The organism is Lunatimonas sp. (genome assembly GCF_020832325.1).
Classification (GTDB): domain Bacteria; phylum Bacteroidota; class Bacteroidia; order Cytophagales; family Cyclobacteriaceae; genus Lunatimonas.
Map to the genome: position 1 here is coordinate 168,804 of NZ_JAFIEU010000013.1, position 16,465 is coordinate 185,268.

Annotated in this window: 8 protein-coding genes; 4 read left to right on the top strand and 4 right to left on the bottom strand. The window is 49.0% G+C overall.

Features of this window, described 5'->3' with window-relative positions; translation table 11 throughout:
* Positions 1-110: 110 nt before the first annotated feature.
* Together JJU34_RS04935 and JJU34_RS04940 are read left to right on the top strand one after the other, a co-directional pair.
* Positions 111-3,533 carry a HEAT repeat domain-containing protein gene (locus JJU34_RS04935; protein WP_228691211.1) on the top strand — a complete coding sequence of 1,141 codons (3,423 nt, stop codon included), beginning with the start codon at positions 111-113 and terminating at the stop codon, positions 3,531-3,533.
* 59 nt (positions 3,534-3,592) lie between these two features.
* Positions 3,593-7,015: a HEAT repeat domain-containing protein gene (locus tag JJU34_RS04940; RefSeq protein ID WP_228691212.1), complete on the top strand. Its 3,423-nt coding sequence runs from the start codon at positions 3,593-3,595 to the stop codon at positions 7,013-7,015.
* A 340-nt stretch (positions 7,016-7,355) separates the two neighbouring features.
* Here JJU34_RS04940 and JJU34_RS04945 read toward each other — a convergent pair whose 3' ends face one another.
* The 4 genes from JJU34_RS04945 to JJU34_RS04960 form a co-directional block, all read right to left on the bottom strand.
* Complete coding sequence (locus JJU34_RS04945; RefSeq protein ID WP_228691213.1) at positions 7,356-8,999, bottom strand: RagB/SusD family nutrient uptake outer membrane protein; 1,644 nt, start codon at positions 8,997-8,999, stop codon at positions 7,356-7,358.
* Between the two features lie 12 nt (positions 9,000-9,011).
* Positions 9,012-12,365 (bottom strand): TonB-dependent receptor, encoded by a 3,354-nt coding sequence (locus tag JJU34_RS04950; protein WP_228691214.1) that lies wholly within the window; start codon positions 12,363-12,365, stop codon positions 9,012-9,014.
* A 154-nt stretch (positions 12,366-12,519) separates the two neighbouring features.
* Positions 12,520-13,551, bottom strand: a complete 1,032-nt coding sequence (locus JJU34_RS04955) for a FecR family protein (protein WP_228691215.1) — start codon at positions 13,549-13,551, stop codon at positions 12,520-12,522.
* Positions 13,552-13,649: 98 nt separating this feature from the next.
* Positions 13,650-14,255, bottom strand: coding sequence for a sigma-70 family RNA polymerase sigma factor (locus tag JJU34_RS04960; protein WP_228691216.1), 606 nt, complete (start codon positions 14,253-14,255; stop codon positions 13,650-13,652).
* Between the two features lie 434 nt (positions 14,256-14,689).
* Here JJU34_RS04960 and JJU34_RS04965 point away from each other — a divergent pair, with 434 nt between their 5' ends.
* Positions 14,690-15,394, top strand: a complete 705-nt coding sequence (locus JJU34_RS04965) for an orotidine 5'-phosphate decarboxylase / HUMPS family protein (protein ID WP_228691217.1) — start codon at positions 14,690-14,692, stop codon at positions 15,392-15,394.
* A 31-nt stretch (positions 15,395-15,425) separates the two neighbouring features.
* Entirely contained in the window at positions 15,426-16,463 is a 1,038-nt protein-coding gene (locus JJU34_RS04970; RefSeq protein WP_228691218.1) for a zinc-binding dehydrogenase, read from the top strand.
* The last annotated feature ends 2 nt before the right edge of the window (positions 16,464-16,465 follow it).

Consider the following 16,465-nt stretch of genomic DNA (forward strand, 5'->3'; position numbering starts at 1 on the left):
ATTCAGGGGGTTTGTCAAAAAACAATTTTCAAGCCATCTTCTTTTACTTATATTACAGCCCGAAATTACCTTATCAGGTTTTTTTAGCCTGGTGAAACTCTAGAGTCTATATGAAATTGAAATCAAACGTAGCAACCTATTCCCTGACCAACCTGGCGTTGGGACTCCTTTTTGTAGAAGTGACCTTGTTCTCCTGCGAATCGCCACCTGAGGATCTTCGCATCAAGCAATTAGATCCTGAATTCGCCAGAAAGGTGGCTGCCGAAGTTGAATCTCTGGTAAATCCAGAATTGGATGAACGACTGGTACTCAAGCTTTGGGCTTCCGATTCCCTGGTCTATGACCCTATATCCATTGATTTTGACGAGCAGGGACGGTTATATTATAGCCGTACGATTCGTCAAAAGAACTCTGAATTTGATATCCGTAGGCACCAGGATTGGGAAATCGAATCGATTAGTCTGCAATCCATCGATGAAAAGAGGGCTTTTTTGCGGAAGGTATTGGCACCGGAGCATAGCGAAAAAAATCAGTGGCTCAAGGATGTCAATGGAGACGGTTCGCACGATTGGCGAGACATGACGGTGGAGAAGGAACGCATTTACCGATTGGAAGATACGGACGGAGACGGGGTAGCCGACAAATATCAATTGGTCGTGGAGGACTTTAACGATGAGGTGACCGACGTGGCCGGCGCCGTGATGAAGTTTGGCGATGATTTGTTTGTCGGTGTAGGACCCGATATGTGGCGTATCAAAGAACACCCCAAGCATGGCTTGATGCAGCAAAAGGAATCGATTTCCCATGGTTATGGGATTCACGTAGGATTTAGTGGGCACGGGATGTCCGGGTTGGAAATGGGTCCCGATGGCCGTGTTTATTGGGGTATAGGGGATATTGGATTCAACGGGATAGGTCCGGACGGCACAGAGTGGAAATACCCCAATAGAGGAGTAATTGCCCGGTCCAATCCGGATGGTACTGATTTTGAGATTTTTGCGATGGGTGTTAGAAATACCCACGAGTTTGTCTTTGATGAGTTCGGCAACTTGATCAGTGTGGATAATGACGGTGACCACCGGGGAGAGCGGGAGCGCCTGGTCTACTTGGTAGATGGATCCGATACCGGTTGGAGGACAAACTGGCAGTTTGGAAAATACCGTGACCCCGACAACAATACCTATAAAATCTGGATGGATGAAAACATGCATACGCCTCAGTCTGACGACAAGGCTGCCTACTTCATTCCTCCTATCATTAATTATGTCAATGGACCCACCGGGATGCTTTACAATCCGGGTACAGCTCTAAGCCCGGCCTGGAAAAATACTTTCTTTGTGGCGGAATTTGTGGGTAACCCTGCTCGCTCGGGCATTCATGCTTTTAAGTTGGCGCCTAAGGGGGCCGGTTTTGAATTGGCAGAGACGAAGAAAATCATGGGGGGTATCTTGGCTACGGGTATGGACTTCGGTCCGGATGGATCCCTATATTTTGCCGATTGGATTGACGGATGGGGTACCAAAGATGCGGGGCGTGTATGGAAGATTGACGATAAGGAGGGAGCCAATTGGCCAGCCAAAAAAGAGACGGCCGAGTTGATAGGACAGGATTTTGAGAAATTTGACTTGGAGCGTCTTTCGACGTTACTGGGACATGAAGATCAGCGTATTCGCCGGAAGGCACAGTTTGCACTGGCTAAAAAAGGTAAGAAGGGGTCGCAGGTTTTTGAGCAACAGTTGGCACAAAGAGACAATCGCATGGCGCGGGTGCATGCCATTTGGGGTATCGCTCAAATGGCCCGCTCAGGCCAGGCAGACGCAGCCGTTTTGGTGCCTCTTTTAGGTGATTCCGACGACGAAATCAGGGCACAGGCTGCTCGTTGGTTGGGAGATTTGCGTTTTCAACCTGCGGGAGAATCAATAGCACCCCTCTTATCGGATTCCTTCGCAAGAGCCCGTTTTTTTGCGGCAGAGGCCTTGGGTAGGATTGGCTACGAGCCTGCTATTCAGTCCTTGGTGAAGATGTTGGAAGAAAACGATGGGGAAGATGTGTACCTCAGGCATGCAGGAAGCCTTGCGTTGGCACGTATTGGAAAAGCTGAGCCGATCATAGTCCTTTCAGACCACCCTTCCAGCGCCGTACGGACTGCGGCAGTAGTAGCCCTGCGAAGGATGGAACATCCCGGCGTAAGGGTGTTTTTGCGGGATTCTGATGAGTATGTGGTGGCTGAGGCTGCCAGGGCCATCAACGATGATTTTTCTATTCCAGAAGCTTTGCCAGATTTGGGCAATACCCTCAGGGAGACACGTTTTACCTCAGAACCTTTGATCCGCAGGGCCATTAACGCCAACCTACGGGTAGGTACTACGGAAGCAATGAAAAACCTAATTGACTACGCGAATAGGGCAACCGCTCCTACAGCCATGAGGGTAGAAGCACTGGAAGCCCTAAGTACCTGGGCCAAACCTTCCGTATTGGATCGGGTAGACGGACGAAACCGAGGAAAACTAGAACGTGATCCCAAGGAAGTACGCATGGCCTCTTCAGCACCGTTGATGAACCTGTTAGTCAGCGGCGACGAAGCGATCCGTATCTCAGCGGTAAAAGCCATCGGTAAACTGGAAATTGGTGAATCCGCAGATAGATTGTTTGCCTTACTGGAAAAAGATCCGCAGCCGGAGGTTAGGGAAGCATCCTTGCGGTCCTTGGCAGCACTGAATTGGGAAGGTAACGACAGGGCGATCGAGCGCGCATTGACCGATAGGGCCAAAAATGTGCGCGTGGCCGGATTGGACTTATTAGAAAATTTGAATGTAAGCGCAGATTTGATGGCGGGCTTGTTGTCTGATGTGATCGAAAAACAAACATTAGAAGAACGTCAGGCTGCATTGATTACGCTGGGCAAAGTTCAGGTTGAATTTTCAGGTCCGGTATTCCATGGCCTCCTTGATAAGTTGGAGCGAAATAACCTTTCCCCCGAAATTGAGCTCGAACTTGGCGAAGCCTTGCAATCCAGTGGTTCGGAGGAGCTTCAAAGCCGCTATGCGGCTATTCAGGAAAAGCTAACGCCGGATCAGATCCTAGCTTCTTATCGTGGAAGCATGTATGGAGGTGATGAACGTCGTGGACGGGGTATTTTCTTCCAGCATCAAACGGCACAGTGTATACGCTGTCATGCTTATAACGATTACGGAGGGAATGCCGGACCGAGTATGAATGGCGTAGGCAAGCTGCTATCGCGGGAACAGCTATTGGAAGCACTGATTGATCCAAGCAAGCGATTAGCTCCGGGCTTTGGCGTAGTAACACTTACCCTGAATGACGGAGAAACGGTTTCAGGGGTACTGGAAAAGGAAACCGCAACAAGCCTCTTTTTAAAAATGGGTAATAACCCGGATAAGGAGGTCAAAAAAGACCAAGTCAAAGAGCGGAAGGATGCCCCTTCCAGTATGCCGGACATGAAAGGATTGCTTTCTAGAAGAGAAATTCGGGATGTGGTAAGCTTTCTGGCTACACTCACCGAAAATGAGTAACGAAAAAGACCAAAGAACCAAACCATAAGCCGTGTAGCCCTTAGGGGTTTTTTAATCTTATGATATACCCAAGTACATTAACCATCATTCAAAGTATCCGCAGCTTTGCCTTCGCCTTGGTTTTGCTGAGTGTTAGCTTGGCAGCATGCAAAAAAAGCGAACCTACCGATCTCCGCATCAAGACGATCGATGAACAGACGGCTCGGGGTCTAGCTACCGCGGTGGAGGAAATCGTCAAGCCTGCTTTGCACGAGGATTTGCGCCTCAGTGTATGGGCGGTAGATTCCCTGGTAGCCGATCCCATTTCCATTCGCTTTGACGAAGCCGGAAGGTTGTTCTATTCGCGAACCAACCGCAGGAAAATTTCAGAGTTTGATATCCGAAGTCATCAGGATTGGGAGATTGCTTCTATCAAGATGCAGTCTGTAGAGGACCGACGGGCTTTTATACGGGAAGAATTGAGGGCTGAAAATTCCGATCGGAACCAATGGCTTCCAGACATCAATCAAGATGGGTCGCACGACTGGAGGGATCTGACGGTCGAGAAGGAAAACGTTTACCGGCTGGAAGATACCGATGGATCTGGATTGGCAGACCTTGCGCAACTGGTCGTGGAGGACTTCCACGAGGAAATTACCGATGTGGCCGGCGCGGTTTTGTATCACGAGGGGGAGCTTTTTGTCGGGGTGGCGCCGGACCTCTGGAAGCTTACCGACACAAATGGAGACGGATTGATGGATACCAAGGTGTCTCTGATGCACGGCTTTGGCGTTCATATTGGTTTTGGGGGACACAATATGTCTGGTTTGACGATAGGTCCTGAAGGAAAGATCTACTGGGGCATAGGTGACATCGGTTTTAGTGGTGTTGACGCTACGGGAAAGAAGTGGCATTTCCCCAACCGAGGGGTAGTGGTGCGTTGCAACACCGATGGCAGTGAATTTGAGGTTTTTGCCATGGGAGTACGGAATACCCACGAATTCGTATTTGACGAATATGGTAACCTAATTAGCGTAGACAACGATGGCGACCACCGCGGTGAACGGGAGCGATTGGTCTACCTGGTGGATGGGTCAGATACCGGATGGCGTATCAATTGGCAGTTTGGAAAATACCGTGATCCTGATAACAATGGGTATAAGGTATGGATGGACGAAAACATGCATACTCCCCGGTCTCCCGATCAGGCAGCTTATTTTATTCCAACCATCGCCAACTATGTAAATGGTCCCACGGGCATGCTGTACAATCCCGGCACAGCGCTGGGTCCAACTTGGAAAAACACCTTTTTTGTCGCCGAGTTTGCGGGTAATCCAGCTCGGTCCGGTATACATGCGTTTAAACTCACTCCAAAAGGGGCGGGGTTTGAGCTACAGGAAACCGAGCAACTAATGGGGGGAATTTTGGCTACGGGTATGGATTTCGGACCAGATGGTGCACTTTATTTTTCAGACTGGATAGACGGATGGGTCAATAAGGGTTACGGACGGGTTTGGAAGATGGACGACCCCAGTGGAGCCACTTGGGATATTAGGAGACAGACCAAGGAGCTGCTGCTCACAGATTTTAACCAAAAGAGTTTGGATGAGTTGGAGCAGTTGCTGGGGCACGATGATCAACGTATCCGGCGCAAAGCTCAGTTTGCGCTGGTAAAGAAAGGCAGCAAGGCCGAGGAAGTCTTTGCCCGGCAGCTGGCTCAGGCATCCAACCAACATGCCCGTGTTCATGCGATATGGGGGGTACGGCAGCTTGCTTCCATAAACTCCAAGTCCGCAGAAATGCTTGTTCCCTATTTGCAAGACCAGGATCCTGAAATACGTGCACAGACGGCTAGATGGTTAGGTGATATAAGGTTTGTATCAGCAGGAAAGGATCTTTTGCCGTTGCTGAATGACCCCCACGCGCGTGTGAGGTTTTTTGCGGCCGAGGCGTTGGGACGAATAGAAAACCCAGCAGCTGTGGGACCGATCATACACATGCTGGAAGAAAACAACGATGAAGACGTTTACTTGCGACATGCTGGGAGCTTGGCATTGGCACGGATAGGAGATGCGAAAGCATTGACCGCGTTAAAGGACCACCCTTCCCGGGCTTTACGCACTGCGGCGGTAGTAGCTCTGAGACGTATGGAAGATCCCGGGGTGGCAGCCTTCCTGGCTGATGCCGATGAGTATGTGGTGGCAGAAGCTGCAAGGGCCATTAACGATGATTTTTCCATTCCCGATGCGCTGCCTGCGCTGGCAGAGTTGCTTGCAGATCCTAAATTCACCGGAGAGCCCATTATCAGGCGGGCCATTGGAGCAAATCTCAGGCTGGGTACCACCCAAAGTATGAATAACTTGCTCGCATATGCCGCAAACACCCGTGCGCCTGCTGCCATGCGTGTGGAGGCGATAGAAGCACTAGGTACATGGGCGAAACCCTCGGTGCTGGATCGGGTTGATGGAAGGTATAGGGGGGAGGTTCAGCGGGATCCTACCGAGTTGAAGTTGGCGGCAGAAAGCATGCTATTGGACCTGATGGCAGGGTCGGAGGAATCCATCCGCGTTGGGGCCATGCGTGCCGCCGCAAAGCTGCAATTACAAGCTGCGGAAGACCGAATGCTGGCCATATTGCGGGCGGATCCTTCTCCTTCGGCAAGGGAAGCTGGTTTGCTGGCACTGGCAGAAATGAATGCTTCCCAAGTCGCTGAGGCGATTGAAATAGCGCTCTCGGACAAGGTGAAAAATGTCCGTGTAGCTGGATTGGGCTTGATTGAAAAATTGGAGATCTCCGAACAACTCAAGGCCAACCTTTTGGCCGACGTGGTGGAAAAGCAAACGGTCGAGGAACGTCAGGCCGCTTTGTTGTCCCTTGCCAAGGTACAGGTAGATGCGGTGAGACCCATTTTGGACGGGCTGCTGGATAAGCTTGAAAAGGGAGTGTTGCTCGCAGAGATTGAGCTGGAATTATACGAGACCCTTGAGGCCTTGGATGATGAATCGTTAAACGCCAAATACGGGAAAATTGTCAGCAATTACTCCGAAGATCAGGTATTGGCTTCTTATTATGGCAGCATGTATGGCGGGGATGAATCCAAGGGGAGGCGAATTTTCTTTCAGCATCCCACCGGACAATGTATAAAATGCCATGCATACGACGATTTCGGGGGCAATGCAGGGCCAAAATTGAATGGGATAGGGAAACTGCTGAACCGTCAGGAACTGCTCGAGGCAATCATAGATCCCAGCAAGCGCCTGGCTCCTGGATTTGGGGTGGTGATGTTGGACCTCAAGGATGATAAGAAGCTTGCCGGTATCAAGGCAGCCGAAAACGATTTGAGTATTACGGTTCAGATGGGTAACAAGCCGGACACCGTTGTATTGAAGGAACACGTGGTGGCCCGAAGGGATGCTCCTTCCAGTATGCCAGATATGAAACAATACCTGAGCCGAAGGGAGATCAGGGACTTGGTGAGTTTTTTGGCAACTTTAAAAGAGTAGTCAAAAGTCAGTTGAAATTGCTGATCAAACAGTTGGTTTGAAGTTAATTTCCTATAATTGTTCATCAATGGTCCCATGGAATCTCTGCCTATCGGCACACAGGTCGCATGTACCATAGTTATCCAACGGTGTGTAGCTTGCGTCATGCTCGATTTCATCATTCGAAACCGAGCCTGTCTGAGAGACGAAGGATAGGACAGGAGCGACCTGTAGCAGACTAGTTTTTTTAATCCAATTTTTCGGTTGGGTCGTCTAATCTGATCCAAAAAGCCAAGTATCAAACAATAAAAAGGGCTGCTTCTATCACAGAAGCAGCCCTTTTTAGTATTGGCTTCTAATTTTAGTATCCTTGATTTTGCTCCAAGTATCCGGGAGATCCGCTGGCGGCGTCCATCACGTTTTGGGGGATGGGGTATACCCGTCGAATGGGGTTGGAACTGGACTTGTCGATCCACTGACTTTCCCATTTTCCAAATCGAATCGCATCGGTGCGGGCCAAAAACTCCACGTAAAGTTCGTAGGTTCTTTCCAAATAGAGGCTTTCCAAGTCTATGGAGCCGAGTAGCCGGGCACCCCTTGCTGCGCGAAGGGTGTTGACATCGGACAGCGCAGCCTCCGGGTTGCCCCGTCGAAGCTCTGCTTCAGCCCTCATCAAGTAGACATCTCCCATTCGGATAATGGGGATGTTGACCCTGCTACAGCATTGACCTGTCTGCGCCATGGGGTCGAAAGCGATTTTGAAGGCTCTGGGCCCGTTGCTATGGCCCCGGTTATTGTTAAGGTCCACTTCTACGGTGTATACTACATCTTCCCCAGTACGGGTACGGTTTACCAGCTTTTCGATGACCAACTCACCGTTAGCGGTGCGTTTGAAGCGATTGTTTTCGTCCAGTACGATTCCGTATTGTTGACCTACCTGAATGCCGCGGTTCCATCTGAATTCACTATCTGGTACCGATCCGCCGTCCGGAAGATTGCGCTGGAAATACCTGGGATCGTCCCGATTGCCCTCCCATTTGTTGTAAAAGTCTGTGGTCAACGAAACGCCGTCGCTACCTACTGCCAGGATGTTGGTGAGAGAACCGTGGCGGCTTCTGGAAGTACCAAACCAGGCATGCCGGTTGGATCCATTGGTTTCCAACCGCTGATCGAAGGCAAACACATGCTCCTTGTGGTCGTGGTTGTTGATGTTCCAAATAGAGAAGTAGTCCTCTGTCTCCAACGCGTATTCGCCCGAATTGATGATCTGGGTGGTGTATTGGACTACCTGCGCCATATCGGCATTGTCAAAGCTAAAGCTGGGGGCATATCGGTTCACATAGACGGCTTTGTTTAGCAGCATACGTGCCTTTAGACCCCAAGCCGCAGCTTTCGAAAAGCGGGTCGAGCCAACCTCCGCTTTCGTTCCTAGCTGCGGTTCTACCGCGTTGATTTCATCGATGATGTAATTGAATGCCTCTTCGCCACGAAATACGGTGGATAGAATCGGGGTACCTACTTCCTCAGGCAGCTTGCGAAAGGAAATTCCATAGTGGTCTAAGAGCAGATAGTTGTAAAATGCACCCATTGCCCTGGCCTCAGCGACGTATCTTTCCGGACCATTGATAGCGGCGATAGTCTGCTGCGCTCCGGCGGCACGGGCGATTCCTTGGGTCACGTGGGACCAAACGTTACGCACCGTAGCATGAAAGGGCGTCCAACTGTGCTGATGCATCTCGATAAAGATACCTCCGTCAAACCAATCGGTGCCCCCTCTAAACGGAACGATGGATTCGTCCGATGCGATGGATTGCAGGTTGAAAAGCCAATTGTGGCTTCCGTACATATCGTTCATCCGTGCATAGACCGGTGCCAGTATCTGGTCGGATGCTTCCGGGGATTCTAACACGCCCTGGCCTACCGCTGTGTCCAGAATTTCTTCGGTGAGGTCTGTACAACCGACAAAGAGAAACAGTGTAATGATGGTAATTGCTATATTTTTCATGGTTGATTGCGCTTAGAATGTAACGTTTAGTCCAAAAACCAAGCCCCTTGCAGTAGGATAGCGGGTGCCATCGATACCGGTGGAGACAAAACCACCTTGTGATCTTGGGGTATCTACCTCGGGGTCAAATCCAGGATAATTGGTAAAGGTGAGGAGGTTTTGCCCGGTAACACTCAGCCGCAGGTTTTGAAGCCAGTCGATGCTACTGGTGTTAAAATTATACCCCAAACTGGCATTGTTTAGCCTAAGGAAACTACCATCGTGGATAAATCGAGTGGACGGAGACGCAGAGTTGGTTCGGGCCTCGTTCGGATAATCCAGAACGCGTGTTGCCACATTATTGCCAGCCACCAGGCGGGGTAGGTTAAAATAGGCATTTTCGTCGTTCCAATAGATTTTATTTCCCGACACCCCGTTGAAGTTTACGGTCAGATCGAAGCGCTTGTAATTGGCGCTAGTGTAGAATCCATAAATGGTACGGGGCAGTCCCGATCCGCCGTTAACAAAGTCGGCGTCGGTAATCAGACCATCTCCATCCACATCCCTAAACTGATTCAATCCAGCTTCGTTTAGACCGATCCACTCGTGCACCCAAAAAGTTCCCACCGGAAAATTGTTCAAAAAACCATTTACCTGTACTCCGGAAAGCCCCGGTCCACTGATGCCTCCGGTTCGAAGAATGGTAACAGGTAAGTTGGTGACGTTATTTCGCAGGAAGCTGATATTTCCACCGATATCCAGTCGAAAATCGGTACTGATGTTTTTACGGAATCCCAAAGCCAGTTCCAAACCGCTGTTCTCGATCTCCATCGGATAGTTGCTCCAAAACGAAGAGGTTGCCACAATGGGGTCTACTCCCGTTTGGGTTTCCCACAAGATGTCACTGGATACCTTCCGGAAAACATCCACGGTACCATATAGTTCTTCATTGAAGAATCCAAAATCAAAGCCAATATTTGTCTGAGTGGAAACCTCCCATTTTATATCGGGATTTTGCAGCCTCACGAAGTTGATACCCGGAGAAACTGGGGAGTTGGCACCAGGTGTCAGTGCATAGCCTGATCCAGGCCCGGTATTGACTGTAAGCTGCTGCTGTGTGATATAGGAAGGGATGTCCTGATTACCTGTTCTGCCCCATCCGGCACGCATACGGAGATTGCTCAATGAAGAAGAACCAGAAAGGAAGCCTTCGCTGGATAACTGCCATGCCGCGGAAAAGGAAGGGAAATAGCCATATCGGTTGTTTCCACCAAATCGGGAGGAGCCATCTGCACGCATGGTAGCTGTGAGATAGTATTTTTCGACGTAGTTATAATTCACTCGGCTAAAATACGATTGAAGCTCGTTTATGGAGGCTCCTCCTCCAGGTCTATTGATGCCGATGGATAGATCGGATCCAATACCTGGATTTCGGTACGCTTCGATTTCCGTGGTGGCGAAATTGTTGATGCTCCAGAAACGGAAGGAGTTGTTGAATTTTTGATAGGAATAGCCGGCTAAAAGCGAAAAGTTATGTTTTCCTTCACCTAGACTAAACCCATAATTAAGAAAGCTTTCTGTAAGAAAATTGCCATTTTCGGTGGTGGCATCTTGTAGTCTACCACCGGGATGTGGCAAACGCTGCACCGAATGGCGTCCAATCTGACTAATCCTTGTTCCGGTCGAATTATCTACGGCTACGTTTAATCTATATTCCAGTCCTTTTAGAATTTCAAATCCTACTTCGATGTTTCCAAGCACACGGTTTACTTTTGAGAAGTCGGTAAACAGGTCCATCATCATCAGCGGGTTGATTCCCTCCGGAAATAGATAGGCCGAACCGTCAGCATTTCGGGTAGGGTAGGTAGGGTTTGCGGTGAGTGCATTGGACAGGGCATCTCCACCAACGCCGGCATTGTCTCCGATCGGAGGGGAGTCGTTGCGGGTATGGCTAGTCGTTAGGTTGATGCCAAAACTCAGGCGGTCATTGACAAAGCGTTGGGTCATGTTCATTCGGGCCGTGTATCGCTTCATCGAGCTATTCATCACCACGCCTTCTTGGTCTAAGGCACTGAGGGAAGCAAAGAAATTGCCGTTTCTGGTGCCGCCCCCATAGGAAATATTATGGTCTTGGGCAAAGCCAGTCCTGAAAATTTGATCTTGCCAAAATGTGTCAGCCGTCCCCAAATTGGCGGGGTCTCCAAATTGGTTCGTAAAATCCCGAAACTGTTGGGCACTGAGTACATCTATGGTTTTAGTTACTTGTGAAAGGGCAAAACTGCTCGAATAATTTAACTTAGGATCAGAGGCGTCCCCTTTTTTGGTGGTGATCAGTACCACGCCGTTGGCACCTCTAGAGCCATAGATGGCTGTAGCCGATGCGTCCTTCAGAACGTCTATGGATAGAATATCGGACGGGTTAAGGAAGTTCAGCGGGTTTGCAGGTGCCGCACCACCCACACCTAAATCGGCACCGCCAATGGTGGTGGAGGCATTGTCCAAGGCCACCCCATCTACCACAAACAGCGGGCCGCTGCCTGTTCGGACGGACCCTGGGCCACGAATGGTCATTCGGGAGGCTGCGCCTGGCTCGCCGCTGGAAGCTGTTACGTTGACACCGGCTATTTTACCCTGCAATAGCTGTTCTGGGGAGACAATAACCCCTTTGTTAAAGGACTCCTCTTTCAGTGAGCCGATAGAACCGGTGAGATCGGCTTTTTTCTGCAATCCATAGCCGACTACTACGACCTCCTGTAGGGAAGATTCGTCCGGCTCCAACGTCACATTGATTTCGGTGCGATTGCCCACCGGAACGCGCATCACTTTGTATCCGATAAAGGAGACCACTAATACGGCACCTTCCGGTACTTCCAATGTATAACGTCCATCGATGTCAGTGACAGTTCCGCGTGCAGCACCTTCCACGGTGACCGTTGCTCCGGGAAGGGCCTCGCCACTATCGTCTTTCACTACGCCCCGCACGGTAATATCCACAGGGGCCTCGTTTGCCAGACCAACTTCTCTAACCACCTTTTTCGCATTGATGCTGTGGTTTAGTTGGCGGAAAGCTATGGCGGTTTGCTTTGAAATATCTGTGAGGTAATCCTCTACCGTGCCGTCGGCCTTTTCCAAATACACCAGCGTACCGCGGTCTAGGTCCTTATGGTCATAAGAAAACTGGAAAGGTGTTTGCTTTTGAACAATGGAAAAAAACTGCTGAAGGGTCAAAACCTCTCGGTCTATCTGTACCCTCACCTCGTCAATGGATTTATATTGCCCATTAACGTTCACTGCCAAGACAAAGTTGAAGATCAACATTTGTATTACAAATCCGAATAGGAAGTAACGGGACAACATATAGATTGTCTTTTGTAATTTTAATTTCATAATTTTGGAATGTTTATTGGATTATTTCTATAAACTAAGTCTCTGTCTGCATCCCATTCCCCAATGTTTTGACAGGCAAAGACGAATCATGGGCCAACTGATTCATTCAGTTGGCTTTTTTTAACTTGTGTTATCTCGGGCTTTTTTCATAGGGTTATAATTTGATGGTTACGTGTTTATCTTTGATTTGGTAAGTAAAGTTTTCTGAGAATGCCATGCTTTCCAGGACGTTTTGGAGGGTTTCATGTTGGAATTCTCCCGAATAGTTCCACTTTCGTTGTTCGGTGCCCTCAACGGCTATCGTAACGCCGTACCATTGCTCCAAGCGCAAAAGCACTTCGCCGAATGGGCTGTTTCTGAAAACAAGCCATCCGTCCATCCATCCTGCCGTAGCCCGCTGATCAAATCCGCGGATTTCCAAGGACGAATTCTTTGCATCATAGACTCCTTCTTCTCCAGGCACCAAGATCCTTTCATTGGGAGATTCCCGGGACTGTATCTGAATACTGCCCGTCAGTAGAGCTACTTTGGTGATGGTACCGTTGGTTTCTTCCTTCACGTTGAAAGAGGTTCCCAAGACCCGGGTGGTCAGTGTAGCTGTTTCGACCGTAAAACTTCGTTTCGGATCTGGCTCTACGACGAAAAAAGCTTCGCCGGAAAGTCTCACCGTTCGTTCGGTGTCGTTAAAGCGCTCCGGATACTCCAACCTGCTTGAGGCGTTCAGCCAAACCTCCGATTGATCCGGTAGTCCGAGCTTGAGCTTCTCTCCGGGGTTGGTAGTTTTGGTAATCCATACGATCGGTTCTTCCGGCTCTACGGTGGGCGTTTGGACGAAAAGCTGTGCCAATATCCGGGCTGCAATGATGCCAAAGATCAGGATAGCTGCTACCCGCCGAAACTGATTCATTCTAAACCACAGGACGGTTTTCTGGTTTTTTGATTTATGGGAGATACTACCTCTTGTACCTTTCAGGATATTCACGAGCAGGTCTTCTTTCAAGGAAGGATCTGCTGGGAAGGATTTGCTGGATAGTCCAAGCAAGAGTTCTCTGGCTAGCATCATTTCGGCAATGTCTTCTGGGTGCGCTTTCATCCAGTTTTGCCAAAAGGCCTCCAGTTCCTCATCGGGTGCCTTTACCCATCGGATAAATTCAGGATTAGACAGAAAAATAATTTTTTTACTCATAGATATCTCTTGCTTTCATAGGCAAGAGTCAAAAAGCCACCAAATGACATCGGCAAACTGGAAAAAAAGATAAAAAAATCCGACCAACGATCCAATCGCTACTCCAAAGCCGCCCGAAGTTGCTTCAAAGCTTTGTAGATCAGGTTTCTGGCCGATTTTACATTGCTCATGTTCATCAAATGTTGTACCTGCGTATAATCCATCCCCTCAAAATACAGATAGTAGATAGCCTCTTTCTTTCGTGCGCTAAGCTGCCCTAGTGCCTGATTGATTTTTAGTACCTGATTCTCGTCAATTTGACGGGAAATCAACACCTGCTCGGGCGAAGGGTGAAATTCCAGGTCAAAGTCCGCTTCAATGGGATGGATGTACTTGTACCATTTTTTTTCTTCCTTTAGGATTCGGTTTTTTAGGGATTTGAACAGGTAAAACTTAATATTTTCCACATCCCCTACCGTTGCCCGATTGGCACGTAAATAGATAAAAAGATCCTGAATGGCATCTTTCAGGAGTGCTTCGTTTTTGGTTAGTTTCTTGCCGTAGGAAAATAGGGATTCAAAATAGGTTTGGTATAGAGAAATAAATGCAGATTCGTTTCCCTTTTTGAACATTTGCCAAAGGTCTTTATCAGGGATGGGCTCTTGATTTTTCATCGCATCGGATCGAATGGGAGCCTCCGATACAAACGCTACACTTTTCTTCAATGTGTTTTGGGTTTATTTATTTTTTTTCGCTGGGCACGAATTAATTTGTCTAAAGGTAAAAAATTTGTTCAACTTTCCGTTTAACCTATTATTAATTAATTGATACTGTAATATGACCGTTTGTATGGTACGACTCTTTTCGATTTAGGATCGGTTCGTTCCACCTAACGTTTTTTAATTGATTTTCAGTTGGATGTTTTTGAGGCCAAAAGCGGGAATTCAACCAAACAGCTAGTTGTTTTACCCACAAATATTTTTGAACTTAGCAATTGCCTAATGGACTATGCCGCTTGCACTTTTCGCAGCCAAATCACAGATTTTCGGTAAATGGATAGTCCTTCCCTTTGATTTAAGGTACTTAGTAAGCATGTTTTAGTCGATCAACAAAATGAAGACCGATAGTTAACCTTTTCTTTTAAATCCCATACACCATTATGAAACCAATCGTACAGATTTCACTGGATCTAACGAATATTGATGAAGCACTGGAAACCGCGGCTATGGCCCTGCGAGCCGGTGTGGATTGGCTGGAAGCAGGTACTCCGCTTATCTTGGCCGAAGGCCTGCATGGAGTCCGTAAGCTTCGAGAAGCATTCCCGAATGTTCCCATTGTGGCTGACTTGAAAACCATGGACGGCGGATACTTGGAGGCAGAGATGATGGCTAAAGCCGGAGCCGACTACGTAGTCGTTATGGCACGTGCTCACGAGGAAACCATCAAATGTGTTGTTCAAGCTGGAAGAGATTTTGGTGCCAAGGTAATGGGAGACAATCTAGGTTGCCCAGACATGGTCGCCGGAGCGAAGATGTTGGAGGATCTTGGGTGCGATATCGTGATACACCATATCGGATACGACGAGCGTAGGGGTATTGCTGCTCAGGGCAAGCGTATGCCCAGTCCCATGGATCAACTCAAGGAAGTGGTTGATGCCGTAAGTGTACCCGTGCAGGCTGTGGGTGGTCTTTCTTTGGAGCAGGCGATCGCTTGTCCGAAGTACGGAGCTCCGTTGGTGGTATTGGGTGCTCCTCTTACTATCGATGCCGACGCCTTCAAGACAGCTGACGGTAACCTGGAGGAATCGCTTCGCTTGATCTGTCAGGCAGTGCATGCCTACGGGGATGTACCCTTGAAAAAATAACCAAAATCAATTCACTCAATCGAATGTAGTCATGTCAATCGCAATGAAATCCAAGGCTGTAGTAAATTATGCGGAGGAAAAAGGCTCTGTAGAAATCAGAGAAATAGAATTACCTCAAATTGGGGATACGGACGTATTATTGGAAGTGGTGAATGTGGGCGTTTGCGGAAGTGACCTCCATCAGTGGACTTCAGACCATAGCTGGCCGGTCAACTATCCGGTAGTGCTGGGTCACGAGTTTGGTGGACGTATCGCGGAATTGGGTTCCCAAGTAACCGGATGGAAAGTCGGCGACCGGGTAGTGAGTGAAACTGCTGCGGTGATAGACCCAAGCAATCCGATGAGCAAAATAGGTTTATACAACTTGGACCCTACCCGCAAAGGATTCGGATACGGCGTAAACGGCGCAATGACCAAATACGTACGGGTACCGGCCCGTTGTCTGCATCATGTTCCGGAGCATGTACCATTTGAGCAGGCCTGCCTGACCGAGCCCAGTTGTGTGGCTTACAGTGCGGTGGTTTCCAATTCCAATGTGAGACCGGGAGACCGGGTATTGGTGATTGGACCGGGAACTATCGGGATCCTGTGTGCCGCTATGGCGAAAATCAACGGTGCCGAGGTAGCCATAGTCGGGCTGGAAGCAGACCGTGGACGCCTGAAAATCGCCGAGCAGTATGGCGTTACCGGACTGGTGGGAGATGCCACGGAATGGGCAAAGGCTGGAGATGGTTTAGGTGCCGATCTGATTGTGGATGCTGCCGGACATAGCAGTACCCTGCAGATTGCGATGAACTTGGTGCGGCCAAATGGACAAATAACCAAAGTCGGATGGGGCAAACAGCCCTGCAATTTCTCTTTGGATCCCATTGTTCAAAAAAATGTACGGCTTCAGGGCAGCTTCAGCCATAACTGGCCCATCTGGGAAAAGGTGATTGCGCTGATGGCATCTGGAACCCTGGATGTAAAGCCCATCATTGGAGGAGTTTGGGAAATAGATTCCTGGCGTGAGGCGTTTGAAAAGATGCACCACGGCGAAGTTGTCAAGAGTGTGTTAAAGCCCGCTTAGCC